Annotated in this window: 24 protein-coding genes and 1 pseudogene; 15 read left to right on the top strand and 10 right to left on the bottom strand. The window is 46.2% G+C overall.

Translation table 11 applies throughout. From position 1 onward, the window contains the following. The first annotated feature begins 14 nt into the window (after positions 1-14). The gene (locus tag H595_RS0113770; protein ID WP_027671735.1) at positions 15-584 is read left to right on the top strand and encodes a PEP-CTERM sorting domain-containing protein; all 570 of its coding nucleotides are present in this window, start codon (positions 15-17) and stop codon (positions 582-584) included. A gap of 162 nt (positions 585-746) precedes the next feature. On the opposite strand, the gene fadE is transcribed toward H595_RS0113770, so the two are convergent. Continuing rightward, complete coding sequence (gene fadE, locus H595_RS0113765; protein ID WP_027671734.1) at positions 747-3224, bottom strand: acyl-CoA dehydrogenase FadE; 2478 nt, start codon at positions 3222-3224, stop codon at positions 747-749. Positions 3225-3407: 183 nt separating this feature from the next. Here fadE and H595_RS0113760 point away from each other — a divergent pair, with 183 nt between their 5' ends. Beyond that, the gene (locus tag H595_RS0113760; protein ID WP_027671733.1) at positions 3408-4175 is read left to right on the top strand and encodes a class II glutamine amidotransferase; all 768 of its coding nucleotides are present in this window, start codon (positions 3408-3410) and stop codon (positions 4173-4175) included. Here H595_RS0113760 and H595_RS22385 read toward each other — a convergent pair. The 8 genes from H595_RS22385 to H595_RS0113720 all read right to left on the bottom strand — a co-directional run bounded on the left by H595_RS22385 (position 4154) and on the right by H595_RS0113720 (position 10590). Next, on the bottom strand, positions 4154-4903 hold the full coding sequence (locus tag H595_RS22385) for a DUF3108 domain-containing protein (RefSeq protein ID WP_169338555.1): 750 nt from the start codon (positions 4901-4903) through the stop codon (positions 4154-4156). The genes H595_RS0113760 and H595_RS22385 overlap by 22 nt on opposite strands. Further along, a complete protein-coding gene (gene purN / locus H595_RS0113750; RefSeq protein ID WP_027671732.1) occupies positions 4887-5534 on the bottom strand; it encodes a phosphoribosylglycinamide formyltransferase in 648 nt (215 codons plus the stop codon). The genes H595_RS22385 and purN overlap by 17 nt, the downstream gene beginning before the upstream one ends. An 8-nt stretch (positions 5535-5542) precedes the next feature. After that, positions 5543-6586 (bottom strand): phosphoribosylformylglycinamidine cyclo-ligase, encoded by a 1044-nt coding sequence (gene purM, locus H595_RS0113745; RefSeq protein ID WP_027671731.1) that lies wholly within the window; start codon positions 6584-6586, stop codon positions 5543-5545. 78 nt (positions 6587-6664) lie between these two features. Beyond that, entirely contained in the window at positions 6665-7069 is a 405-nt protein-coding gene (locus H595_RS0113740) for a hypothetical protein (protein ID WP_027671730.1), read from the bottom strand. Between the two features lie 8 nt (positions 7070-7077). Continuing rightward, positions 7078-7974: a LysR family transcriptional regulator gene (locus tag H595_RS0113735; RefSeq protein WP_027671729.1), complete on the bottom strand. Its 897-nt coding sequence runs from the start codon at positions 7972-7974 to the stop codon at positions 7078-7080. 24 nt (positions 7975-7998) lie between these two features. After that, entirely contained in the window at positions 7999-8964 is a 966-nt protein-coding gene (gene cmoB, locus H595_RS0113730) for a tRNA 5-methoxyuridine(34)/uridine 5-oxyacetic acid(34) synthase CmoB (RefSeq protein ID WP_027671728.1), read from the bottom strand. A gap of 8 nt (positions 8965-8972) precedes the next feature. Next, the gene (gene cmoA, locus H595_RS0113725; protein WP_027671727.1) at positions 8973-9698 is read right to left on the bottom strand and encodes a carboxy-S-adenosyl-L-methionine synthase CmoA; all 726 of its coding nucleotides are present in this window, start codon (positions 9696-9698) and stop codon (positions 8973-8975) included. Positions 9699-9753: 55 nt separating this feature from the next. Further along, positions 9754-10590 (bottom strand): DUF72 domain-containing protein, encoded by an 837-nt coding sequence (locus tag H595_RS0113720; protein ID WP_027671726.1) that lies wholly within the window; start codon positions 10588-10590, stop codon positions 9754-9756. A gap of 67 nt (positions 10591-10657) precedes the next feature. Between H595_RS0113720 and H595_RS0113715 the strand changes: the two genes are divergently transcribed. The 13 genes from H595_RS0113715 (at position 10658) to ybgF (ending at position 24238) form a co-directional block, all read left to right on the top strand. Then, positions 10658-13480: a transporter substrate-binding domain-containing protein gene (locus tag H595_RS0113715; RefSeq protein ID WP_051219901.1), complete on the top strand. Its 2823-nt coding sequence runs from the start codon at positions 10658-10660 to the stop codon at positions 13478-13480. An 83-nt stretch (positions 13481-13563) separates the two neighbouring features. After that, a complete protein-coding gene (gene aspS / locus H595_RS0113710; RefSeq protein ID WP_027671724.1) occupies positions 13564-15339 on the top strand; it encodes an aspartate--tRNA ligase in 1776 nt (591 codons plus the stop codon). Positions 15340-15406: 67 nt separating this feature from the next. Continuing rightward, positions 15407-16150 carry a YebC/PmpR family DNA-binding transcriptional regulator gene (locus tag H595_RS0113705; RefSeq protein WP_027671723.1) on the top strand — a complete coding sequence of 248 codons (744 nt, stop codon included), beginning with the start codon at positions 15407-15409 and terminating at the stop codon, positions 16148-16150. Positions 16151-16152: 2 nt separating this feature from the next. Further along, positions 16153-16677: a crossover junction endodeoxyribonuclease RuvC gene (gene ruvC, locus H595_RS0113700; RefSeq protein ID WP_027671722.1), complete on the top strand. Its 525-nt coding sequence runs from the start codon at positions 16153-16155 to the stop codon at positions 16675-16677. Between the two features lie 37 nt (positions 16678-16714). Then, the gene (gene ruvA, locus H595_RS0113695; protein ID WP_027671721.1) at positions 16715-17335 is read left to right on the top strand and encodes a Holliday junction branch migration protein RuvA; all 621 of its coding nucleotides are present in this window, start codon (positions 16715-16717) and stop codon (positions 17333-17335) included. Positions 17336-17338: 3 nt separating this feature from the next. Then, on the top strand, positions 17339-18349 hold the full coding sequence (gene ruvB, locus H595_RS0113690) for a Holliday junction branch migration DNA helicase RuvB (protein ID WP_027671720.1): 1011 nt from the start codon (positions 17339-17341) through the stop codon (positions 18347-18349). A 721-nt stretch (positions 18350-19070) separates the two neighbouring features. Beyond that, on the top strand, positions 19071-19481 hold the full coding sequence (ybgC, locus tag H595_RS0113685) for a tol-pal system-associated acyl-CoA thioesterase (protein WP_037054837.1): 411 nt from the start codon (positions 19071-19073) through the stop codon (positions 19479-19481). Next, positions 19471-20160, top strand: coding sequence for a protein TolQ (gene tolQ / locus H595_RS0113680; RefSeq protein WP_027671718.1), 690 nt, complete (start codon positions 19471-19473; stop codon positions 20158-20160). Before ybgC ends, tolQ begins: the two co-directional genes overlap by 11 nt. Continuing rightward, entirely contained in the window at positions 20160-20591 is a 432-nt protein-coding gene (gene tolR / locus H595_RS0113675) for a protein TolR (protein ID WP_027671717.1), read from the top strand. Before tolQ ends, tolR begins: the two co-directional genes overlap by 1 nt. Before the next feature lies 1 nt (position 20592). Beyond that, positions 20593-21510: a cell envelope integrity protein TolA gene (gene tolA, locus H595_RS0113670; RefSeq protein ID WP_027671716.1), complete on the top strand. Its 918-nt coding sequence runs from the start codon at positions 20593-20595 to the stop codon at positions 21508-21510. Beyond that, on the top strand, positions 21507-22853 hold the full coding sequence (tolB, locus tag H595_RS0113665; RefSeq protein ID WP_240474901.1) for a Tol-Pal system beta propeller repeat protein TolB: 1347 nt from the start codon (positions 21507-21509) through the stop codon (positions 22851-22853). The genes tolA and tolB overlap by 4 nt, the downstream gene beginning before the upstream one ends. Positions 22854-22894: 41 nt before the next feature. Next, the gene (pal, locus tag H595_RS0113660; protein ID WP_027671714.1) at positions 22895-23416 is read left to right on the top strand and encodes a peptidoglycan-associated lipoprotein Pal; all 522 of its coding nucleotides are present in this window, start codon (positions 22895-22897) and stop codon (positions 23414-23416) included. A 27-nt stretch (positions 23417-23443) separates the two neighbouring features. Continuing rightward, positions 23444-24238, top strand: a complete 795-nt coding sequence (gene ybgF / locus H595_RS0113655) for a tol-pal system protein YbgF (RefSeq protein WP_027671713.1) — start codon at positions 23444-23446, stop codon at positions 24236-24238. Between the two features lie 28 nt (positions 24239-24266). Here ybgF and H595_RS22380 read toward each other — a convergent pair. Beyond that, positions 24267-24587: pseudogene (locus tag H595_RS22380) on the bottom strand (IS4 family transposase); the annotation flags it as partial.

The following is a 24587-nucleotide window of genomic DNA, read 5'->3' as shown; positions in this document are numbered from 1 at the left end:
TGGAGAATAAAACAATGAAATCAATGTTATTTGCGCTGTGTTTACTGTTTACTGGTGCTAGTCATGCAGCGTTAATTCAATTAAATGCTGATCGTAGCGATTACCAAGTTGGCGATATCATAACGGTAACGCTGTCTATGAGCGACCTCACCGAGACCATGGGCGGGTTTTGGGCTGAGGTGTTATACCCGACATCTGCAGTGTCGTTACTTAACTGGCAATTTGGCAGTGGTTTCGACGATGGCTTTGGTAGCAATCAATTTGATGAACATAATGCGCTTGTTGGTGCACTCTTCCTGAGTGATTATGCTGATTTGTTTGCGGATGAGATGATACTCGCCACTCAACAAGGCCGCAGTTTTGAATTAGCAACCTTTAGCTTTTTAGCTGGGCAAGTTGGCGATGTATTGATAAGCCTTAATTTTATGAATTTTGGCGCGGTAAATTTTGCTAACGATTTTGTTGATGTTAGTGCTACTGATTTGAACCTTACTATCACTGCGGCTCAAGTACCTGCGCCTGCTTCAGCTCTGCTAATGCTGGCGGGACTTGGTTTATTATATCGCCGCAGATATGGTAAATGAGTCTTTGTTAGTTTGTTTGACTTAAGCGAGTAGCTGAAGCGAGTAACTGAAGCTCGTATTAGTCTAGCTCGCAGCTAACTATAAGTTGTTCTGGTTAGTAAAATTAAAAAGGGCCTGTCAATCGACAGGCCCTTTTGTTTAAGTGTTATCAAAGGAACCTATTTAGGCTGCTTTATTTTGTTTGTCTTTTTCAACTGCACCAGCGCCTTGTTGCGTAAGAGTTTTATCCGCTGCCAGGTATTCTGGTTCAAAGTCATCAACATTGATGGCAAATAAGCGGCCTTGTTCTGCAGTACGAAGCTGTTGTGCTTCGGCATCGCTTATTACCTTCAGTTCCAGGCCTAAGTCTGCTACTTCGTTTAAGCGGAAGAATGGCAAACGTTTTCCTGCTGCGTGACTTACTTTGTCAAAAATAGGTTCAGCTGCAAGGATATCTTTTAGTGCCTGTTCCATTAAACCTAACTGGTTTAACGGCTCATTTTTCAGATATAAATGACTTCCAAGCCGTGAGCGTGCTTCACCAGGTGTTTGCATAATACGGGCAACTTTGTGCTCGGTGATGTCGGAGGCTTTACGTAAGGTGCGGCCCCATGGGAACACCACGCGCTTTAGTACCACTGCCACTGCGCGGGCAGGGAAGTTATCAAACAACTCATCTAAAGCCAGCTGAGCTTTGGCCAGATTATCTTCACAGCACCACTGTACTAATGGCAAGTCTTCCGCTTTACGTCCGTCGTCGTTGTAACGCTTCAGTACAGACGATGTTAGGTAGAGCATACTTAAAATATCACCCAGACGCGCTGAAATACGTTCACGACGCTTAAGATCACCACCTAAGGTTCCCATAGCAACGTCTGACATCAGCGCTAATGCGGCGCTAAACCGGTTCATTTGTTTGTAGTATTTAGCTGTAGCGTCATTGTATGGGGCGCTGCTAAAAATGCCACCGCTTAACGATAACCAGAATGTACGGAAGAAGTTGCTAATAGCAAAACCAATATGGCCAAACAGCGCTTTGTCAAACGCGGTTACTGCCGCACGCTCGTCATCTAATTGTGCCGCCTGTAGTTCAGCTAACACGTATGGATGACAACGGATAGCGCCTTGTCCGTAGATAATCATATTACGGGTAAGTATGTTAGCGCCTTCTACCGTAATGGCCACCGGTGCACCTTGATATCCACGCGCCAGATAGTTATTTGGGCCCATACAGATACCTTTACCACCATGCACATCCATAGCATCGATAATGGCCTGGCGCATACGCTCGGTCATGTGATACTTAGTTATGGCGGAAATAACAGACGGTTTCTCACCTAAGTCGATAGAGCCGACAGACATCGATGTTGACGCATCAGCCATATACGCATAGCCACCTACCCGCGCCATTACTTCTTCAACGCCTTCCATTTTACCAATAGGTAATTTGAACTGACGACGAATACGGGCATAAGCACCTGTTGCCAAAGCAACCGCTTTTATACCGCCAGTACTGTTTGAAGGGAGTGTTATTGCGCGGCCTACTGATAAACACTCAACCAACATGCGCCAGCCTTGGCCGGCCATTTTTTCACCACCGATAATATAATCTAGTGGTACAAAGATATTCTCACCCTGAGTAGGGCCATTTTGGAATGGCACATTCAGTGGGAAGTGACGACGGCCTATTTTAACACCCGGTGTGGTTACCGGAATTAGCGCACAGGTAATACCCAGCTCTTCTTTGTCGCCCAGTAAACCTTCCGGATCGTATAATTTAAACGCCAAACCCAGCACCGTAGCGATAGGTGCCAACGTGATGTAGCGTTTGTTCCAGGTAAGGCGCATACCAACAACTTCTTTGCCTTCCCATTCGCCTTTGCAAATAATGCCTGTGTCTGGTATTGCGCCAGCATCTGAACCCGCTTCCGGGCTGGTTAGGGCAAAACAAGGCACTTCCAGGCCTTTGGCCAGGCGTGGTAAATAATGCGCTTTTTGTTCATCAGTACCGTAGTGCTGCAGCAATTCACCGGGGCCTAGGGAGTTAGGTACACCAACGATACTGGATAACACCATGCTTTTGCTGGTGAGCTTTTGCAGTACACAAGATTGCGCGAAAGCCGAGAATTCAAGACCACCGTACTGCTTTTTAATAATCATGGCGAAAAAGCCGTGATCTTTTAGGTACTGATATACTTCTGGCGAAAGATCAGCACGTTCGTGCGTAGTATGCCAGTCATCAACCATGGCCAGTAATTCTTCAACCGGTCCATCCAGAAACGCTTGTTCTTCAGCACTTAAACGTGGCACCGGAAAATTATGCATTTTATGCCAGTCTGGATTACCGCGGAATAAATCGGCTTCCCACCACGTTGTACCAGCATCAATAGCTTCTTTTTCTGTGCTGGACATTTCTGGCATGATTTTGCGATAGAGTGATAACAATGGTTTCGTAAGATATTGCTGGCGCACCGAGGCAATATTTAATGGTAAAGCTATCAACAGGAACACTAACCAACTTAGCGTACCCACAGTATCTAATACAGTACCAACGACCAATATAATGGCGATGGCTGCAGTGAACATCGTCAAGCTGGCGCGGTTGTACGCCAGAATGCCAATTGCGGCGATAAGCGCCGCGCTAAGTATTACTAGTTCCATTTTATGCTCCGAAAAGAGGTCTGACCACTATCTCGCTAGAGTAGAACGCTTTAACTAAAGTTGCAAGCCCATATCTACGATGTTGCATAAAGTGATTGTCAACTTAAGTTGCAACTTATACGCTAAGCATAGTCATTTGGTGCAATTTGTCCTGCTAAATGCGTTTAGAAGGTAATATGAAATATGTGCGAATTACTTGGCATGTCCGCCAATGTGCCAACCGATATCTGTTTTAGTTTTAAAGGCCTGAAAGAACGCGGCGGGCGAACCGGCCCACATAAGGATGGCTGGGGAGTTGCATTTTACGAAAATAAAGGCGTCTGCACGTTTAAAGATGCGCTGCCCAGTTATCAGTCTGAAATAGCACGGTTAGTGTCGGATTACCCGATTAAAAGTAAAGCGGTTATTGCCCATGTGCGCCAGGCAAACCGCGGCAGGGTAGCGCTTGAAAACACACATCCGTTTACCCGCGAACTTTGGGGCCGATATTGGACCTATGCCCATAATGGTCAACTCACAAACTATCAGCAACTGCCGGTGCAGCGCTTTACGCCGGTGGGCACAACAGACAGTGAGCGTGCATTTTGTTTTCTGTTGAGTGAGCTCGATAAACGTTATCCGCAAAAGCCTGCCAGCCGAAAGCAGGCCTTTACGTTTATTCAGCGCCAGTGCAAAACACTGCACAAGCTTGGTGTTTTTAATATGCTACTGACCGATGGTGAGTACTTGTTAACCTATTGCACCACCAAATTACATTGGATAACGCGGCGTGCTCCCTTTGGCATGGCGCGTTTATCTGACGTGGATGTGGACATTGATTTTAGTACTGAAACGACGCCGAATGATGTCGTGACTATTATTGCAACAGAGCCACTGACCAATAACGAGCAGTGGCACAAGATGCAAAATGGTGAGAGCCAATTGTTTCGTTACGGCGAGCCTATAGGCTGATTTTCCGGGGTAATGTCCAGTTTGTACAGCTGGACATCAAATTGCTCTACGTTGTCTTCACCGCGCCAAAGTCTCACCAGCATATAGTCAAGTTCAGGTGCAACCCAGGCATAAATTTGCTTATCACTATTTTGCTCTATGCGAGCAATGCGCAGCGTTTTTATATTGCCATATGGCAGCGGTAGCATCTCTTCAGCAACCACTTTGTAATGGTATTCCTTTGTATTGCCACTGCGATTAAGCACCGTGTAATTAAAATCGGTTTTACCCGCTTTTAAATCCAGCACCAATTGTAGCTGATAACTTATTTGATCTAACCAGTCATCTTGCCAGTTGACGGCCTTTTGTTTTTGGTTGGCACCTTCGCTGAGTGTTTTCTTTACAGGGTCAAGGTTGAGTTCGTAATAACGATTAGGGCCAGTACCTGAGCGCTGCATAATGTAACGTAACGGCTGAATTTGGCCGTTGTTAATCACAAAGTCGGAGGTTTCTTCGCGCTTGTCAGAGAATATCATCCAGCTGATATCGCTGCTGTATCCTAGCTGGTAGCCCTGTTCTGTTGTTTTTAGATAGCGTTTAGCGTCGCCATGTTTTTTACCGGCGCGATACACAATATAGTCAGCATTAAACTCACTAAGTGGTGCTATATCGGCATACAGTGCATTGGAAAATAGGCTGGTAACTATTACAAAAGGCGCCCAAAAGCGCCGTTTAATCATCTTCGTCATTGGCATACCCGTTGGCGGCTAATACATTACCATCCAACCATGCCTGATCTGCTTGCTGTTGTAAACGGCTTTGACAAAACCAACGCACAACCAGCGGATATATACGGTGTTCCTGTTCATGCACACGCTCAGCCAGAGATGTTACATCGTCATCGCTGAATAACGGTACTTTCGCCTGCAAAATAACCGGTCCACCATCAAGTTGCTCGGTAACAAAATGTACGCTGCAACCATGCTCAGTATCACCTGCGTCGATTGCCCGCTGATGTGTATCCAGCCCCTGGTATTTAGGCAGTAAGGACGGATGCACGTTTAATAAACGGCCTTGATAATGTCTTACAAAACAGGGGGTCAGGATGCGCATAAAGCCAGCAAGTACCACCAGATCGGGTTGATAGGCGTCGATAGTTTTAATCAGTGCCTGATCGTAATCTTCGCGGTTGGAAAATGCTTTATGGCTAAGTGCTTCGGTTGCGATACCCGCATCACTTGCCCGCACTAAGCCGTAAGCATCGGCTTTGTTGGCGATAACAGCAGTGACTTTAGCCGGAATAAACCCGCTACTGCAGGCATCAATGATTGCCTGCAGGTTAGAGCCGCTACCAGAAATCAGTACTACGATAGATTTCATCGGTGGCCTTATTCGTTAATAATGACCAGTTCATCACCGGCTGCTGCCGCGGCAATTTCGCCCAGATGCCAAGCGGTTTCGCCAGCAGCTGAAATTAGGCTAAGTGCTTGTGGTAACGTATCTTTAGGCACGACAACAATCATACCAACACCACAGTTAAAGGTGCGGTACATTTCATGGCGGCTAATATTGCCTTGTTGTTGCAGCCAGTTAAATATGGCAGGCCATTGCCAGCTTTTGCCATCTATTACCGCTTTAGTATTTTCGGGCAATACACGAGGAATGTTTTCCCAAAAACCACCACCAGTAATATGGCATAGTGCGTGCGCTGGTGTTTGCTTAAGCATACTAAGCAAATTTTTCACATATATACGAGTAGGTTCGAGTAAATGATCGGCAATAGATTTGCCTTCCAAAACGGTGTCAGCAGATTGGCCACTGACTTCCAGCACTTTACGAATTAGCGAAAAACCATTGGAATGTGGGCCTGATGACGCCAGGGCAATTATCTGATCGCCTGGTTGCACTTTTGTACCATCAATGATGTCTGCTTTTTCTACCACGCCGACACAAAAGCCCGCGATATCATAATCTTCACCATGATACATGCCAGGCATTTCTGCAGTTTCGCCGCCTACTAATGAACAGCCAGATTGGAAACAGCCTTCAGCAATGCCATTGACGACGGCACTGGCAGTGTCAACATCAAGTTTGCCGGTTGCATAGTAATCGAGGAAAAACAGGGGCTCAGCACCTTGCACAACTAAATCATTAACGCACATGGCAACTAAGTCTATACCAACACCATCGTGGCGCTTTAGATCCATGGCTAAACGTAATTTTGTACCGACACCATCCGTACCTGAAACGAGCACGGGCTCTTTGTAACCTGCAGGGATTTGGCACAGCGCACCAAAACCGCCCAAACCACCCATAACTTCCGGACGACGTGTACGCTTTACGGCACCCTTGATGCGTTCAACTAGGGCGTTTCCGGCGTCAATATCGACACCGGCGTCTTTGTAGCTTAAAGATGTTTTCTGCTCGCTCACGGCTATCCTCGAATGGCTGAAAGTGGAAAGGCTTAAGATTTGCGGCATTTTACCTGTATAACGGCGCCGACAAAAGCCTTACTGCATAGCATTTGCCATAGCTTGCTTCATATAGTTAGCTAAGCTGATCGTGTTATCTTGGGTTATTTTATGGTAACACACTGATGCAAAAGGAAATTCTTTGTCATTGAATTGTACAAAAACAAAAGGTGCTTTCTTATCCGTCTGATTGTATTGCCACTGGCCACCAACATGCGCAATGAATACCTGGCCGATATATGCACCAAAAATGTTGCATAGGGTAAAGATAATCTCAGCAGAATGTGGTGCTGCCTGCTCGTGAGAATGAAGTTCTGCCAAAAGCTGGTCGACTAACAGCAAACTAGTGAGTGATTTATCCAATTCAACCTGATGTTCCTTTGCAAAGCGAATCGCGTCATTGGATGCATCCTGCATTAAAGTACTTATTTCGTGTTGTTGCATAGTCAGCCTCAGTTTTTCTGATGTGCAGCCAATATTAACTGGCGTAATTGTTTACTGCCGGGGCCCAGTGTTTCTTCTTTTGGCGTTACCAGCGATATAGCCGCTACGCGTTCACTGTTCTGATTTAGGTCAATCTGCACCAGCGCACCTGTGGCTATTATGTCGGCGACCATAAAATCGGGGATCCAGCAAAATCCCAAACCCATCTGTAAAATGTCTATTGCTTCAAAAAAATTATCCACTGTCCAACGTTGCTCTGCACGCAGCCAACCCGCATTTTCCTGGGGTTTTTTTGCTGTGTCACGGATCACCAGCTGCAGGTGTTGGCTCAGTTCATTTTGATCGATATTGTCTTTTCCGGCGAGCGTGTTGTCACGGCCCGTAACTGGGATAAAGCGGACAACGCACAAGGGTTCACCCAGATAGCCTTTGGGAATAATTGCGGAAGCCGCCAAGACCAGATCGGCACTTTTTTGCTGAATAATTTCTGCGCTGCCGGTAATGACGCTATCGATCAGTTGAATACGGCTACCCCGACTTAACGGGTAAAATGCTGCCAGTGCTTGGTTTAAGAAATGACGGGGGTATGCCAGTTCTACTGCAACCCGTATTTCGGGCTCCCAGCCCTGATCAATATTCGACGCCAGTAATTCCAAATCTTCTACTTGTTGGGTTAATAGACGTGAGCGGCGTAGCATAACTTCGCCAGCTGCGGTCAAATGGGCTTTGCGTCCGCGAACCTCTAACAGCTCAACCCCAAGTTGGCTTTGCAGTTTAGCTACCGCATGGTTTAGTGATGATTGGCTTTTATTAAGCCGCTCAGCAGCTTGTGCATAGCCGCCTGCGTCCACTACTGCTTGCAAAATGCGCCATTGCTCTAAGGTTGAACGGGGACGGTAGGGCATAGAAGTAGCAGGGCTCCAACGCAATTAATTATTGGCAATGATCACCGCGCGTAGCGGTGCCGGATAACCTTCAATGGTTTTACTATGATCAGTTGCGTCCAGAAAATCAATTAAACTTTCATTTTCCATCCAAGCCGTTTTACGTTGCTCGTCTAACGTCGTGCGGTTTAAATCGACCAGTCGCACGTTGCTAAAACCCAGCCGTTGTAACCAGTGTACTAGTACTTGCACGCTGGGTATAAACCATACATTGCGCATTTTGGCGTAGCGTTCGCCAGGCACCAATACGGTGTTTTCATCACCTTCAACCACCAGCGTTTCAAGGATTAATTCGCCGCCAGGGCGCAGCTGGTTTTTAAGCTGTTGCAGAAAATCCAATGGTGAGCGCCGATGGTACAACACGCCCATGGAAAACACGGTATCAAACTGTTTTAGTGCGGGCATATCGTCGATACCAATTGGGATCAGATTAACCGCTGGGTCGGGGTTAAAGTGTTTTATTGCCTGAAACTGCGCATAAAACAGTTGTGATGGGTCAATGCCAACCACAAATTCTGCTCCTTCACCGCGCATGCGCCACAAGTGATACCCGCTACCGCAGCCAACATCTAGCACAAATCGATGTTGTAATGGTGCAACATGCGGCAGTACCCGGTCCCACTTAAAATCGGAGCGCCACTCGGTATCAATGTTGATGCCGTGAATAGTAAACGGGCCTTTTCGCCATGGCTTCAATTGCTGTAATACATATTGAATTTGCTGTGCGGCGCCGGTACTGATGTCGTCAGCACTGCCAAACTCAACATTGTGTTTTATTTCAATGTATTGGGCAGTGGTATCAGGCAGATGCGCAATTGCTTTTTGCCATTGCTTAAAGTCACCGTGCAGAGCGTCTTTGCTCCAGTTTGCCAGTTGGGCGGGTAATGTTTCCAGCCAATGATGCAGTTTGTTGGTCGCCAGTTGGGCATAAAAGGAGGTAAAGTCGAGCATAGGAAACCTTATTTAATCGCTAACATTGAGCAAAAGTTAAAGCACTGAAACCATAGCGTCTGGCTACTAAAGCCGGCCTGTTGCAGGCGCTGCTGATGTTGTTGCAAGGTATCAGGTTTCATTACATTCTCAAGTGCGCTGCGTTTTTGGCTAATCTCAAGCTCGCTATAACCATTAGCACGTTTAAACTCATAGTGCAGGTCAATTAACAGCTCATTTGCGGTGTGGTCGGCACTGATAAATTTCTCTGATAAGATCAACACGCCACCGGGTTTAAGCCCCTGATAGATTCGTTGTATTAAGGCGCTTCGGTCGGCTTGTGGCAAAAATTGTAGGGTGAAATTAATTACTACTATTGCTGCATTTTCAATGGGTTGCTGCCTAATGTCAGCCAGTTTCACCTGTACTGGTACGTCAGAGCGAAACACTTGCAAATGCCGTTCACAGCGCTCAACCATTGCTTTACTGTTATCTACCGCCACCAGCGTACTGTTAGCTGCGCTTATATTACGTCGCATCGCTAGCGTCGCTGCACCCAAAGAGCAACCCAAATCATAATAGGTGCTGTCAGGCTGTTGATAACGGCTGGTAAGTTTACCAATGGTCTGAATAATGGTTTGGTAACCCGGCACTGAGCGCTGAATCATATCTGGAAATACTTCAGCGACCTGATCATCAAAACAGAAGTCAGGTACCTGTGTCAGCGGTTCGGCAAAAATGTCGTCTTTATGCATAATTTGAGTTGGGACTGTAAAAAGTGGCGTTAGTTTAGCGTAAAAGCTGGCAACACTACAGTAAGCTGAACTGCTGTTCGCCAGGCCAGGGATCTCTGCAGGGATGTGGATACTGCAGCGCGGCGGCAAATTGCCGGCATAGCTCAGGTGCAAGGGTGTTATCAGGCGTATGGAAAAAGCAAAACGGGGTTTTGCCTTCATCCATCCATTGCCGGACTTTTAGCAACCAAGGTTGGTAAAATTTGTTGTTTAGCGTCATGTCGTCAGTACCGATAAATCTTAGCATGGGGGTTTGACTAAAACTTATCGCATGCACCGGCAGTCTTGGCTTCTTGGCTTGTGCATCAAGCAATGCAGGGGTGTCAGGCGTAACTGAAAATAATGCTCTACTGTCAAACACCACGCGTTCAGCACCATAGTGCTGCAACATCCGGTGCAGTTGTACTTCATGTTCGGCTTTGTCAAAAAATGCGGCATGGCGCACTTCAAGTGCACAGCGATGGTGTTGGCTAATTTGCTGAACCATTGCACTAATTTGCCCCATTCGGTCTGGGCCAAAATGCGCAGGTAATTGCAAATGTACCATGGCAAGTTTGTGTTCTAAGACGGTTAAATTGTTTAACCAGTCTATTAGGGATTCGATGTTGTCGTCCCTATTTTGGTGGCTGATACGTTGAGGCACTTTTAGCACAAATCGAAAATTTTCAGCCGTCTGTTGCTGCCAGCGTAATAGGGTATCTGCTGTAGGGTCGGCATAAAAAGTGGTGTTTCCTTCGACACTATTGAAATACTGGCTATATACTGACAAGAAGTCAGCTGCTTTAGTATCAATAGCATACAGTGAGCCTTTCCACTGCGAGCTAGCCCAAGCCGGGCAACCAAGATAGAGCATAGGTGAACTTGACCTTAAACCGGTGACGGCGTACAACTAAGTTTCAACGGCCAGGAATTATATCATAATGGTTGTAAAAACAGTCTTTAGGTTATTGTTTGTTATTTACCTGCTATGCAGCATAGGTGTGCAAGCGACTTTGCCTGACAAAATGCAGATAGCGTTAAGTAATGACTCCTACCCGTTTATGTTTATGAATGAGCGCAATGAAATAGACGGTTTAGCTGTAGATTTTTGGCGCGAAGTGGCCCGTCGTTCTGCTATAAATATCGAATTTGTTGTTGCAGACTGGCCTGACACACTGAAACTACTGCAAGATGGCAAGGTGCATTTTCACGGCGCAATGGCCAGGACGCCAGAGCGGAGTAGCCGCTTCAATTTGATCAACCTTAATGTCGAAGCCTACAGCAATGTGTATGTCAGGCGAGATCTCAACGGCATTAGTTCACTCACTGACTTACGCCCCTTTGTTATTGGTGTAGTGCGAGACACTGTGCATCTGGATGCATTAAAGCAACATCTGCCTGATGGCAACTTTATGTACTTCTCTAATATGACCGAGTTGTATCAGGCGGCGCTTGACGGCAAGCTAGCAGCGTTTACCGGGCTGGATAAAATACCGGAGCAACATCCAAGGCATGAAGAATTAAGTATAATGTTCCCGCTGTACAACAGGTTAACGCTAAGGCCAGTTGAGATAGCTTTTGCTTTACTGCCACAACAAGCACAACTAAGCCAACAATTACAAGCTGCAGTGGCTAAACTCGATCGCAGTTTTATGACAGAGCTAGAGCGCAGCTGGCTTGGGGTTAAAGCCGAGGAAAATACGCTGCTGCTGGGATTGTCTATTAACAACCAGCCATTTATGCATGTGGCTCAAAATGGAGAGGCCCAAGGTTTATTTATAGATTTATGGCGTTATTGGTCTGAGATTACCGGGCGTAAAGTCACCTTTGTACCAGATTCGTCATTTAATAATATTCGTAACCTGGCAAAAGGCCGCATTGATGTGGTGATAGGTGCCCCCGTGCACGTCGCGCTGCCAGATAATGTTGTTAATGCCTATCAACTGTATGGGTTTAAATCCCAGTACTTCACGCTGACCGAAAATGCAGAAAACATACTCACCGCCTCTTCTCAAGTAAAAATAGGGGTGTTTGAAAACACACCTTATCTGGCAGAATTAAAAGGCCGCTATCCTGCAATCGAATTTGTTAGTTACCGACATTTGGTGCAAATGATCAATGCAACAATAAGCCATGACATTGAGGGGTTTTTTGGTGCTGCCGCAGTCATTCCCCTGCGATTGCAGCAACTTAATATGACCAATATGTTTATTAGTCAGCCGGATACGACTTTGACCGCACCTATTTATAGTCTAATCCCAGCAGATAATGCTGTGTTATCAGAAGAAATACGGCGTGGCTTTGGCGAAATGTCGCTAGATAAATTAATTGAAGCAGAGCAGAAGTGGATACCGGACAAGAGTCTGTATTATTTTTCAAGTTTTCGTAACACCATTCCACTAACACCGCAGGAGACAGAGTGGTTACAGCAACATCAAGGCTTACGTCTTGGCATGTTAAATAACTGGCCCCCCATGGAATTTGCAAACGACGCCGGAGAGCCTGCAGGTGTAACCGAGGATATGTTTAATCTGCTAAGTGAGCGCTTAAGTCTAAACGTTGAGGTTGTACTTTACAGCAGTTTTGAGCAAATGCTCACGGACTTACAACAAAAGAAAATTGACATTATTGCCAATATTTCTGAACGTGAAGAGCGGCGTAATTTTGCTTCATTTACAGACGAATTTTGGTCGACACAATGGGCTGTAGTAAGCCCGGGAAACACACCTGATATTATAAGTACTGCTGAGCTAAACAACAAAAAAGTTGCGGTTTATCAGGATTATCAACTAGCGAAGCATCTGAACAATACTTATCCGCAAATTAATGTGGTACCGGCTGCCAGTTTGCTAAATGGGCTTGAGATGCTGGAAAATGCTGAAGTTGATTTTGTGCTGGACTCTGTTGAGGCGCTAACAGAAATACTAAGTCAACCTGGGCATGCTTATATGCGAATTCAGATCCTTGATGATTTACCGACTTTTCCGTCGCTTATAGCTGTGCGCAATGATTACGCGCCGTTAGCGGAGATACTTAACAAGGGGCTGCGTAGTATTAGCAAAGAAGAGCGCCAGCAATTGTATCAAAAGTGGTTTAATTTCCAGATTACTCAAGGCCTTAATAAAGAGCAGCTAAACAGGTTGTTCTGGCAGATAGGCGGTGCTGCACTGCTATTACTTGTATTTTTTGTACTTTGGAATCTGTCATTACGCCGTGAAATTAGATTACGCCGTTTTGCAGAGCAAAAAATGCGTTTTATGGCGACACATGACGAGTTAACCGGATTACCTAATCGAAGCCTGATTAAAGAGCGCATTGAACAAGCATTGTTGCAGCATGCAAGGCACAATGAGTTGTTGGCCATCTTGTTTATTGACTTAGATGGATTCAAAGAAGTAAATGATGAACATGGTCATGATGCCGGTGATGAGTTATTGCTGAAGCTTGCTGGAATTTTACAAGAGAAAGTGCGTAAAAGTGATACGGTTGCCCGCTTTGGTGGAGATGAATTCGTTATTTTACTTACTGGACTGCTCAGTCGGGATGATGCAGCTATCGCCGCCCAGAAAATTTTATCTCAGCTGGCAGAGCCAATGACGTTGTCTGTTGGTGACGTGCAGGTTGGCGCCAGTATAGGTATTGCTGTATATCCTGATGATGGCACGGATTGCACCAGATTATTAAAAGTAGCGGATAGTCTAATGTACCGGATCAAACAGCAGGGCAAAAATCAGTACTGTTTCTCTAAAGCGGGGTTTTCGTGAACGGGCAGTGACATTAGGCGTCAATTCTATATAATTAGCCGTCATTTTAGTGCCGCTGATTAGCAAGGTAGAAGGAAGGTTTAATGCGTAGCCATTATTGTGGTTTATTAACCGCACAACATGTTGAACAACAAGTGTCTTTATGCGGATGGGTTAATCGCCGCCGTGATCTGGGCGGACTGATTTTCTTAGACCTGCGCGACCGTGAAGGTATGGTGCAGGTAGTGTGCGATCCAGGTTTAAAAGAGTTGTTCGATGTGGCTTACACCTTGCGTAACGAATTTTGTATTCAGATTATTGGCCAGGTTCGTGCGCGTCCAGATTCACAAATCAATAAAGACATGGCAACAGGCGAAGTTGAAGTCTATGCCAGCGAACTGATTATCCTCAATAAAGCTGCGCCATTGCCACTGGATTCTAATCAAAACAATAGCGAAGAACAGCGGTTAAAGTATCGCTATCTTGATTTGCGTCGTCCTATGATGACCGAGCGGTTGAAGTTTCGCGCCAAAGTGACCAGTTTTGTGCGCAACTTTATGGACAGTAATGGGTTTATGGATGTTGAAACACCCATCCTAACCAAGGCTACACCGGAAGGCGCTCGTGATTACCTGGTACCAAGCCGCACGCACAAAGGTGAATTTTTTGCACTGCCCCAGTCCCCACAACTGTTTAAACAATTGTTGATGATGTCAGGGCTTGATCGCTACTACCAAATTGTTAAATGCTTTCGTGATGAAGATTTACGCGCTGACCGTCAGCCAGAATTTACTCAGATTGATATCGAAACCTCTTTTATGACATCTGAGCAAGTGATTGAGGTTACGGAAAAAATGGTTCATCAGATGTTTAACGAGTTGTTAAGCGTCGATTTGGGCCAGTTCCCGCGTATGACCTACTTTGAAGCAATGCGTTTGTACGGTTCAGATAAGCCAGATTTACGTAACCCCATGCAGTTTGTAGATGTTGCCGATGTACTTAAAGACGTTGAGTTTAAAGTGTTCTCGGGCCCGGCTAACGATGCTAAGGGCCGTGTTGTCGCCTTAAAAGTACCTGGCGCGGCAGAGAAAGTTTCTCGCAAAGATATTGATAATTACACCAATTTTGTTGGTATCTATGGTGCTAAAGGTTTGGCATGGATGAAGGTAAACGATGTCGCTGCAGGAAGTGATGGTGTGCAGTCGCCGGTGGCAAAGTTTTTAACGCCAGACATTATTGCCAGCATTATTGCCCGTACCGATGCCGCTAATGGTGACTTAATATTCTTTGGTGCAGACAGCTACAAGGTAGTCTGTGAAGCGATGGGCGCATTGCGTCTTAAGCTGGGCGAAGATTTAGGCATTACGCAACCGGGCTGGAAGCCACTGTGGGTTGTTGATTTCCCTATGTTCGAAGAAAACGATGATGGCAGTTTCTCGGCTGTGCATCACCCGTTCACCTCGCCATTAGACACTTCGGCTTTTTTAAGTACAGCCAATAACGATTTGCAGTTAGGTTCGTTGCTATCTAATGCCTATGATATGGTATTAAATGGCACTGAATTAGGCGGTGGTTCGGTGCGTATTCATACGGCCGATGTGCAGGCAAAGGTGTTTACCTTACTAGGCATTAGCGATGAAGAAGCGGCTGAAAAGTTTGGTTTCTTGTTAGAAGCGTTAAAGTACGGCGCGCCACCACATGCGGGTTTAGCGTTCGGCCTGGATCGTTTAGTGATGCTAATGACGGGTGCTACATCAATTCGCGATGTAATGGCCTTTCCTAAAACAGCTACAGCTGCTTGTCCGTTAACAGATGCACCTGGTGCCGCTAACCCAGCGCAACTTGCAGAGTTAGGTATCAGTGTCGTCGCTAAGCAGTAACTACGACGGCACAGCGTTAATAGCAACACCGTGGCAGCTTAATGCTGCCACAACTAAGGAGTAACTAATGGCCGGCCATAGTAAATGGGCGAACATGAAGCATCGCAAGGCTCGTCAGGATGCTAAAAAAAGTAAAATCTTCACTAAAATAATCCGTGAGCTTACCGTTGCTGCCAAGCAAAACCCCGATGTCACTGCCAATCCACGCTTACGCTTAGCAGTCGATAAAGCCTTATCTGAAAATATGACCCGCGACACAATAGATCGGGCCATTAAGCGTGGCGCCGGAGCCAGTGATGCAGAAAACTATGAAGAGCTGGTATACGAAGGATACGGCCCCAATGGCGTTGCGGTTATTGTTGAAACGATGACGGATAACCATAAGCGCACGGTAGCCGATGTACGCCACGCGTTCACTAAAGCGGGTGGAAGCCTGGGGACGAGCGGCTCGGTGGCGTATTTATTTACTCGGCGTGGTGTATTGATGTATGCACCCGGGGTGAACGAAGATGCCTTGATGGAAGCCGCGCTTGAAGCTGGCGCCGACGATATCGTTACTGAAGCGGACGGCAGTGTTGAAGTCTTCACAACACCTGAGGAGTTCAGTGATGTGAAGCAGGCCTTGAGCGCAGCCGGTTTTAATCCGGATAGCGCAGATATTACCTTAGTACCGGCAACACGGGCTGAAGTAGATGAAAAATCTGTCGTAGCGTTTTTCAAAATGATTGACCAACTGGAAGACTCTGACGATGTGCAGAATGTGTATCATAATGCCGATATCAGCGATGCATTGATGCTTGAGCACGGGTAAAAGTGAACATTATTTTGGGCATTGACCCCGGCAGCCGTTTAACCGGTTACGGGGTCGTAAAGCAAAGCGGCGCCAAATTTGAATATGTTGCCAGTGGTTGTATTCGGCTTAACACCACAGACCTGCTACCTGAGCGCTTATTGGATATTTTCAATGGTGTCAGTGAAATTATCACCCAGACACAGCCAACCATTTTCGCGATTGAGCAAGTTTTTATGGCCCGCAACCCCGACTCAGCTTTAAAGCTGGGGCAGGCCAGAGGGGCCGCCATTGTTGCTGCAAAGCATGCGGGCCTTGACGTGTTCGAGTATTCTGCTCGTCAGGTCAAGCAGTCAGTTGTGGGCACCGGCGCCGCTGACAAAGCGCAGGTTCAGCATATGGTGCGTACTCTTTTAAAATTGCCTGCTAACCCACAGGCCGATGCGGCAGACGCGCTTGCAGTCGCTTTATGTCATGGGCATACTCAGCAAAGTTTAGTCAGCCTGGCAGGCCAGGCGCGCAAAACGGTTCGTGGCCGGTTGCGCTAACGCTGTTGTCGATATTCTTTAACCATAAGCAGACACTATGATTGGACGTTTACGGGGTATTTTGCTGGAAAAGCAGGCTCCAGATTTATTAATTGAAGTTGCCGGTGTTGGCTATGAGGTGCAGTTACCCCTCACGAGTTTTTATCAGCTACCCGCAACAGGGGAAGAAGCCACACTTTACACGCATTTCGTTGTACGTGAAGACGCCCAGCTGTTGTATGGTTTTGTAAATCAAACAGAGCGTGCGTTATTCCGGCAATTGATTAAAGCCAACGGTGTCGGGCCTAAGCTAGCTTTGACTATTTTGTCTGGCATGACAGCGCAGCAATTTGTGCGCTGTGTGCAATTGGATGATGTGAGTACGCTGGTTAAACTGCCCGGTGTTGGTAAAAAAACGGCAGAGCGACTGGTGGTGGAAATGCGTGACAGGCTAAAAGACTGGGGTATAACGCCTAATACAGCAGTGACAGATGCATTGATGCTACAAGGCGATGAGGCTATTTTTAGTCCGGTAGAAAGTGCTGAGCAGGATGCCATCGGCGCTTTAGTGTCGCTGGGCTATACACAAGTGCAGGCAGATAAAGCTGTGAAGAAGGTACAGCAAAGCGATATGAGCAGTGAACAGCTTATCAAAGCCGCGCTTAGGAGTATGATTTAATCCATGATAGAAGCCGACCGTTTAATACAGACCAGCGCCACGCGCGAAGACGAAGTAATTGACAGGGCTATCAGGCCCAAAACATTGGCAGATTACACCGGTCAGGAACACGTGTGTCAGCAAATGGCAATTTTTATTGCGGCGGCAAAAGGGCGTGGTGATCCGCTTGATCACGTGTTGATATTCGGTCCTCCTGGTTTAGGCAAAACCACACTGGCGATGATTGTCGCTAATGAAATGGGCGTGAACATTAAAACCACCTCCGGCCCGGTATTGGAAAAAGCTGGTGATTTAGCCGCATTACTGACCAACCTTGAACCCAATGACGTGCTCTTTATCGACGAAATTCATCGCTTAAGCCCGGTAGTTGAAGAGATTTTGTATCCAGCGATGGAGGATTATCAGCTGGATCTTATGATTGGTGAAGGCCCGGCAGCACGCTCTATTAAACTGGATCTTCCCCCTTTTACTCTGGTTGGGGCCACAACGCGTGCTGGTGCGCTAACATCACCACTGCGCGATCGGTTTGGCATAGTGCAGCGTCTTGAATTTTATAAAGTAGAAGAACTTACACAAATTATTTTGCGCTCAGCCCATTTTTTAAATTTAGTGCTGGACGAAGCCGGCGCGGCAGAAATAGCCCGTCGCTCGCGAGGCACCCCGCGTATTGCTAATCGCCTGTTGCGCCGTGTACGCGACTATGCGCAAGTTAAAGCCAATGGCGAGGTAACCGTAGACATAGCCGCACAGGCATTGCAAATGGTTGATGTAGACGCCGAAGGTTTCGATTATATGGATCGCAAACTTATTCTGGCTATTATAGAAAAATTTATGGGCGGGCCGGTTGGCTTAGACAATCTCGCTGCCGCTATTGGCGAAGAGAAAGACACCATTGAAGATGTAATAGAACCGTTTTTAATTCAACAGGGTTTTATTCAACGCACACCACGCGGCCGCATCGCTTCGCCTCGTGCCTACCAGCACTTTGGCTTTGATTTACCCAAAACAGACTAAGTTAAATGGACGTATCCACTAAATGGCTAGTGCTACAGCTAGGCGACAAGTTAAAGTGCAATACGAGCATAGTAAACTATGTGAGTTATTGGACTTTAACGCAGACAACAACGCTGTAGTGTTAGCCAGGACGTGGATAAAAAAAAGCCCGCTCAAAAGAGCGGGCAATGCAACAAGTTGAAGGAGTGCTTCAAAAAAATCCAGGGAACATGTTGAAACAGCAATAAAACTTGGTATCCACACAAATCTCATTACCAAATGATCTTTACTAAGAATCCGCAGCAGGCTGCCAATTCTTTGCGCTAGCTCAGAACACCTGCGTATGATAGATATTTGGAGTAATTACTTCAAACGAGAAAAATTATCACTTTCCCATAAAAAAAACTAATGTATAGGTGAAAACTATTTGGTGAGTAATTGAACAGGGCTTCGGTGTGGTGCACAGGAATACCACTGTTCATACAGGGTTAAGCTACAAGCTGCACTATAAGCAGTGTAAGTTTTTGTTAGTTTTGATAATGTTAATTGCATTCGTCGTACTAATTGGTGCGTTGGTCGACAAGCAAATAAATCGGAACTAAGTGATGGAATATCAGTCAACAGAAACGGTGTTAAAATACAAGTGGGCGCAGCAGAAAAATATAGTTGTGATTCGCTTGTACAAGCGATTGAGTTACTACTCAGGCTTACTTATCATATACAGCAATTAAAGCGAATATTCATGTCTGATACTGTCTTTACAATCCCAATGCGAGTGTACTACGAAGATACCGACGCTGGAGGGATAGTTTATTATGCAAATTATTTGAAATTTTTTGAACGAGCGCGCACCGAATGGTTGCGCGCCCTGGGTATTGAGCAGGATTCATTATTGTCAAAAAATGTCGCCTTTGTTGTTGCTAAGGTTTTAATGGAAAACAAAAAGCCGGCCAGATTTAATGAATTATTGACGGTTTCTAGTCAAATCAGTACCTTAAAGCATGCTAGCATAGTTTTTGCTCAAACAATTCACAATAGCGCCGGCGATATCATTTGCACGGCAGAGATTAAAGTAGCCTGTATTGCACTACAGGAAATGAAAGCCAGAGCAATTCCGGCTGAAGTGACAGAGGTATTAAAACGTGGCAGGTGAGATTTCTATTTTAAGTTTGTTAATTGAAGCCAGTTTTGTCGTGCAATTGGTTATGTTAATTCTGTTGGCCATGTCTGTGATGTCCTGGACCATGATATTTCGCCGTCGTAAAGCATTGAGTGAGGCGGTAACAGAAGCCAAGAAGTTTGAAGACAAGTTTTGGTCGGGTGTAGATTTATCTAAGTTATATAACGAAGTTAGTGCGCGTGCAGCCAATAGTGGTTTAGAAGCATTATTTAAGTCAGGGTTTAAAGAGTTTGCCCGCTTACATAAAACGAATAGCCGTCAGCCTGCTGCGGTAATGGAAGGCACGCAACGGGCGATGCGGGTTGGCTTGTCACGCGAAGTTGAGCGGTTAGAAATGCACTTGCCGTTTTTAGCGACAGTGGGTTCTATCAGCCCCTATATCGGTTTGTTTGGTACGGTGTGGGGTATTATGAATTCGTTTATTGCGCTGGGGCAAGTTGAGCAAGCTACATTGTCTATGGTTGCGCCAGGTATAGCTGAGGCACTTATTGCCACCGCCATTGGTTTGTTTGCGGCAATACCGGCAGTTATTGCTTACAACAAGTTTTCACATCAGGTGGAATCCCTTGAAAGTAGCTATGCAAATTTTGTTGAAGAATTTGCCAACATTTTACATCGCCAGGCGGTGTCTAACACCGGAGATGCGGCCTGATGTACGTGCGAAAAAAGCGGCGGTTAAAGGCTGAAATAAACGTAGTACCTTACATCGACGTTATGTTGGTTTTGTTGGTGATTTTTATGGTTACAACGCCGTTGATTACTCAAGGCGTAAAGGTTGAGCTGCCTAAATCTGCGGCCGAACCTATTAAACAGATGCAAGATGGTAAAACACCTCTTGTAGCAACGGTTGATCAGGACGGCCTGTATTATTTTGAGAAAGACGGTAAGCAGCAGGGGCCGTTTACAGCCGCTGAGCTAACGTTGGAAGTGGCCAGTTGGTTGAAAATTGAACCGGGTACGCAAGTGATAGTAAAAGGCGATGTTAGAGTTAGCTACGACGCCGTTATACGGTTGATTAATGTGCTAAAAGTAGCCGGTGCGCCGGCGGTTGGCCTGATGACCGATAACCTGGATTCGAAGTAGTATGGCTTTGCATATTGAAGCGCCACTGGCGAAATCGCTTGGCCTACATTTGGCAATACTGGTGTTGTTATTATTTAGTGCTGATTTTTCCAGTACACCAGAGATGGTGTCAGTAAGCCTGGAATCAGAAGGTCAAGCGCCGGTAGAAGCCGTAGCGGTAGATGAAAAGCTGTTAAATGAGCGGGTAGAGCAAATGCAGCGCGAACGCGATGCATTAAAGGCGGCAGAAGAAAAACGTATACGCGATTTAGAGCGCCGGGCAGAACAGGCGGAAAAAAATCGGACTACAGAAGAGCAGCGTTTAAAGCGGGTGGCTGAAGAAAAACGTAAAGCGGATGCCGAAACGCAAAAAGCCAAAGCAGCAGCGGCTGAAGCGAAAAAGCGTCAGCAACAGGAAAATGCCAAAGCCAAAGAAGCAGAGCAAGCGCGTATTGTAAAAGAGCAAGAAAGACAAAAGGCTGAGGATGCTGCCAAAGCAGCGGAGCAGAAACGCAAAGCGGAACAGGCCGCAGCGGAAAAAGCAGCGGCTGAGCGTGCGCGTCAGGCCGCAGAGGCAAAGCAAAAAGCAGAGCAAGAGCGTGCAATGCAGGAACAACTTGCTAAAGAAGCGCAAGCGCGTTCTGCGGCGCGGGCTCGTCAAGCCGCAACAGAGGTTCAGCGTTATATCGCGTTAATTTCTGATGCCGTTGACCGCTCGTTATATAAAGATGAAAGTATGCGAGGCAAGTCTTGTTCAGTAAATATACGCTTAGCAACGACAGGCTTTGTAACAAGTGTTAAGGTCCTTGGTGGCGATAGCAATGTATGCGACTCGGCGTTACGTGCAGTAAACCGGATTGGCACCATGCCAATGTCCAGTGATCCGGACGTATACGATAAATTGAAAGACATAACATTAAGGGTGGAGCCTCAGTTTTGAATATTGTTAAGTTAATTGGTCTGGTACTAGCGGCGTTGCTGTTTAGCTCGCAGGCAAAGGCATCATTGGAAATAGTGATAACCGGCGGTATTGACTCAGGCCGGCCTATAGCCATAGTGCCGTTTACGTTTAAAGGTGCAACGTTGCCACAACAACGTTTGGATGAAATTATTGCCGCAGATTTAATGCGCAGCGGTAAATTTAGCCCATTAGCCAACATAAAAATGCCACAGCGACCACAGAGCGCTGAGCAAATCGATTATGCTGCCTGGGCACGTGAAGGCGTAGAGGCCATAGTTGTTGGGCAAATAACCGAAGTGGGTATTGACCGTTACACGGTTAACTTTGAACTGGTTGATGTGTTAAAAGGCAGCAACACGGCAAATCGGCAAGCATTAAATGCCGGGCGCTTGACAGGCAGTATGGAGCATATACTGGACAGTCGTGAAACGACGATTAATGGCAGCCAATTCAGGCAATATGCCCATCGCATCAGCGATATAGTTTATGAAAAACTGACCGGAGAGCGTGGCGCGTTTTTAACCAAAATTGCTTATGTTTTGGTTAACCGCAAGCTGGAATTTCCTTATCAGTTAGTGGTTGCTGATTATGACGGTGCCAATGAGCAAATTTTGTTGCGCTCAAAAGAACCGTTAATGTCACCCAGCTGGTCACCTGATGGCACCAAGCTGGCGTATGTCACCTTTGAAAAGCGACAATCACAAATTTATATTCAGGACATTTACACCGGCCGTCGCACCATACTCAGTAGCACACCGGGTATTAATGGCGCGCCGGTGTGGTCTCCTGATGGCAAAACGATGGCCATGGTATTGTCAAAAGACGGTAATACCGAAATTTATACTATGGACGTTGCAACAAAAGCATTAACACGCATAACGAATCATCGGGCTATCGACACGGAACCGTCATGGTCGCCAGATGGCAAAGAGCTGTTGTTTAGTTCTGAGCGCGGTGGCAATCCGCAACTGTATAGCGTAAATTTGTTAACGGGTACGACCAGACGTTTGACCTTTGAAGGTGAAATGAACCTGGCCGGATCTTTTATGCCGGACGGAAGTTCGGTGGTAATGGTTAACCGCACCAGAGGCCAGTATCACATAGCAAAAATGGATCGTCAGACCCGTTTTCTGCAAGTGCTGACCAAAACAAATCTGGATGAATCACCCAGTGTAGCGCCAAACGGTTCTATGATTATTTATAGCACTATGCATGACGCTACGCAGGTGTTAGCACTGGTTTCTATGGATGGTCGATTTAAAGCAAGGCTACCAGCAGTTGATGGACAAGTGAAATCTCCAGCATGGTCGCCGTTTTTATAAAAAACAAAACAGTTATTACATTTACATACTAGGACAACATCATGAAATTAAATAAAGTGTTAAAAGGTTTATTAATCGCATTACCAGTGCTGACCCTGGCGGCTTGTAGCTCAACTTCTTCTACTGATCAGTCAGGCGCTGATACTTCTTCTATGCCGCAAGAGACCGTGCAGGTTGAAACGGTTGAGAAGGTAGTTAGCCCAGCTGAACAGATGCGTCAGAAGCTTGAAGCACTGCGTCAGGAAAACACCATTTACTTCGATTTCGACAAAGCCACAGTACGCCCAGAGTTCATTGAAACATTGCAGGCGCACGGTGCGTTTTTAACCTCAAATCCAAGCGTACGTATCACTGTTGAAGGTCACTCAGATGAGCGCGGCACGCCAGAGTACAACATTGCACTGGGCGAGCGTCGTGCAGTTGCTGTAGTACAGTATTTACAGAACCTGGGTGTTTCATCTGGCCAAATCTCAACGGTTAGCTACGGTGAAGAAAAGCCAGTAGATATGTCTCGCAGCGAAGCAGGCTTTGCTAAAAACCGTCGTGCAGTGTTAGTCTATTAATCCAGACTCACTACTGTATTGATACGCATGACTGTAAAATATACTCTGATAGCAGCATTAACACTGGTTCATACCAGTGTTGGTGCTAATCCTGCTCCGGTTACTGATCTCAATCGCAACAACGTTGTGGTTAATAATGCTATTGCATCGCCATCTGGCAGCATTGAGCAACGCTTAGCAACACTTGAACGAATTGTTGAGGCCAGAACGGAAGCTCAGCTTCGCATGGCGCAGCAATTGCAAACGTTACTGGATGAAGTTAGTGAACTACGCGGAGTAACAGAAACCCATTCGTATCAGCTAGACGAAATTTTGCAACGTCAACGTGATTTGTACCAAGAGATTGATCGGCGGGTAAGTGCTATCCAGACTCCGGTTGCGGCGAATGCCGTACCAGCGCCTCAGGTAGAAACCCCTGTTGCAACCTCCAGCTATTCGTCAGATGTGTCTGAAAATGATGCCTATGACAAAGCCGTAAATATGGTGCTTAAAGACCGTCGTTACGATGCGGCAATTCCAGAGTTTGAGACGTTTATTCAAACCTATCCCAATTCAAGTTATGCCCCTAACGCGCATTACTGGCTTGGTCAGTTATTATTTAATAACAACGAGCTGGCAAAAGCGAAAACGCATTTTGAACGGGTGGTTAATAATTTCCCTCAATCTAATAAAGTTGCCGACGCCTTGTTGAAACTTGGTCAGGTTGCTGAGCGCGAGAACCAAAAAGACGCAGCTCTGCGGTATTATCGCGAACTTGTTGCGAAGTATTCAACAGCGACTTCAGCCAAATTGGCACAAGACAGAATTGACGCTCTAAAATAATATAACCCGGCATATGCCGTAATGCCGTTCACTTAAGGTGAGCGGCATTTTTACTTTTAGCCACCGGGTAGCGATTTTTCGATACCTTTAGCGTCCTTGGATAACTGCGTTCTCGCTTTCCTTCAAGCTTGAATTGACTGGCATTTTTTTCTATTTCCAAGATGAATCCGGGCACATTACCCGGCGCATAAATTGGCATCAGAGTGAGCTTGTGGATGATGTGCGATGAGGCATCTCTAAAGCTCAGTTGGTTTGGGAATACACTTTTAAGGGACTTGGCCATCAATACCATTTTGTATCGAATTAAATTGTAAGCGAGCAACACCCCCCATAGCTCCTGCCGGATAAG

The sequence above is a fragment of the Rheinheimera baltica DSM 14885 genome (assembly GCF_000425345.1).
Classification (GTDB): domain Bacteria; phylum Pseudomonadota; class Gammaproteobacteria; order Enterobacterales; family Alteromonadaceae; genus Alishewanella; species Alishewanella baltica.
This window is presented reverse-complemented; position numbering and strand designations above follow the sequence as displayed.

Bases quoted from the DNA above. Each gene is read 5' to 3' on its own strand.
- H595_RS0113770 (WP_027671735.1), top strand. From the start codon at position 15: ATGAAATCAATGTTATTTGCGCTGTGTTTACTGTTTACTGGTGCTAGT.
- fadE (WP_027671734.1), bottom strand. From the start codon at position 3,224: ATGGAACTAGTAATACTTAGCGCGGCGCTTATCGCCGCAATTGGCATT.
- H595_RS0113760 (WP_027671733.1), top strand. From the start codon at position 3,408: ATGTGCGAATTACTTGGCATGTCCGCCAATGTGCCAACCGATATCTGT.
- H595_RS22385 (WP_169338555.1), bottom strand. From the start codon at position 4,903: ATGACGAAGATGATTAAACGGCGCTTTTGGGCGCCTTTTGTAATAGTT.
- purN (WP_027671732.1), bottom strand. From the start codon at position 5,534: ATGAAATCTATCGTAGTACTGATTTCTGGTAGCGGCTCTAACCTGCAG.
- H595_RS0113740 (WP_027671730.1), bottom strand. From the start codon at position 7,069: ATGCAACAACACGAAATAAGTACTTTAATGCAGGATGCATCCAATGAC.
- H595_RS0113735 (WP_027671729.1), bottom strand. From the start codon at position 7,974: ATGCCCTACCGTCCCCGTTCAACCTTAGAGCAATGGCGCATTTTGCAA.
- cmoB (WP_027671728.1), bottom strand. From the start codon at position 8,964: ATGCTCGACTTTACCTCCTTTTATGCCCAACTGGCGACCAACAAACTG.
- cmoA (WP_027671727.1), bottom strand. From the start codon at position 9,698: ATGCATAAAGACGACATTTTTGCCGAACCGCTGACACAGGTACCTGAC.
- H595_RS0113720 (WP_027671726.1), bottom strand. From the start codon at position 10,590: ATGCTCTATCTTGGTTGCCCGGCTTGGGCTAGCTCGCAGTGGAAAGGC.
- H595_RS0113715 (WP_051219901.1), top strand. From the start codon at position 10,658: ATGGTTGTAAAAACAGTCTTTAGGTTATTGTTTGTTATTTACCTGCTA.
- aspS (WP_027671724.1), top strand. From the start codon at position 13,564: ATGCGTAGCCATTATTGTGGTTTATTAACCGCACAACATGTTGAACAA.
- H595_RS0113705 (WP_027671723.1), top strand. From the start codon at position 15,407: ATGGCCGGCCATAGTAAATGGGCGAACATGAAGCATCGCAAGGCTCGT.
- ruvA (WP_027671721.1), top strand. From the start codon at position 16,715: ATGATTGGACGTTTACGGGGTATTTTGCTGGAAAAGCAGGCTCCAGAT.
- ruvB (WP_027671720.1), top strand. From the start codon at position 17,339: ATGATAGAAGCCGACCGTTTAATACAGACCAGCGCCACGCGCGAAGAC.
- ybgC (WP_037054837.1), top strand. From the start codon at position 19,071: ATGTCTGATACTGTCTTTACAATCCCAATGCGAGTGTACTACGAAGAT.
- tolR (WP_027671717.1), top strand. From the start codon at position 20,160: ATGTACGTGCGAAAAAAGCGGCGGTTAAAGGCTGAAATAAACGTAGTA.
- tolA (WP_027671716.1), top strand. From the start codon at position 20,593: ATGGCTTTGCATATTGAAGCGCCACTGGCGAAATCGCTTGGCCTACAT.
- pal (WP_027671714.1), top strand. From the start codon at position 22,895: ATGAAATTAAATAAAGTGTTAAAAGGTTTATTAATCGCATTACCAGTG.
- ybgF (WP_027671713.1), top strand. From the start codon at position 23,444: ATGACTGTAAAATATACTCTGATAGCAGCATTAACACTGGTTCATACC.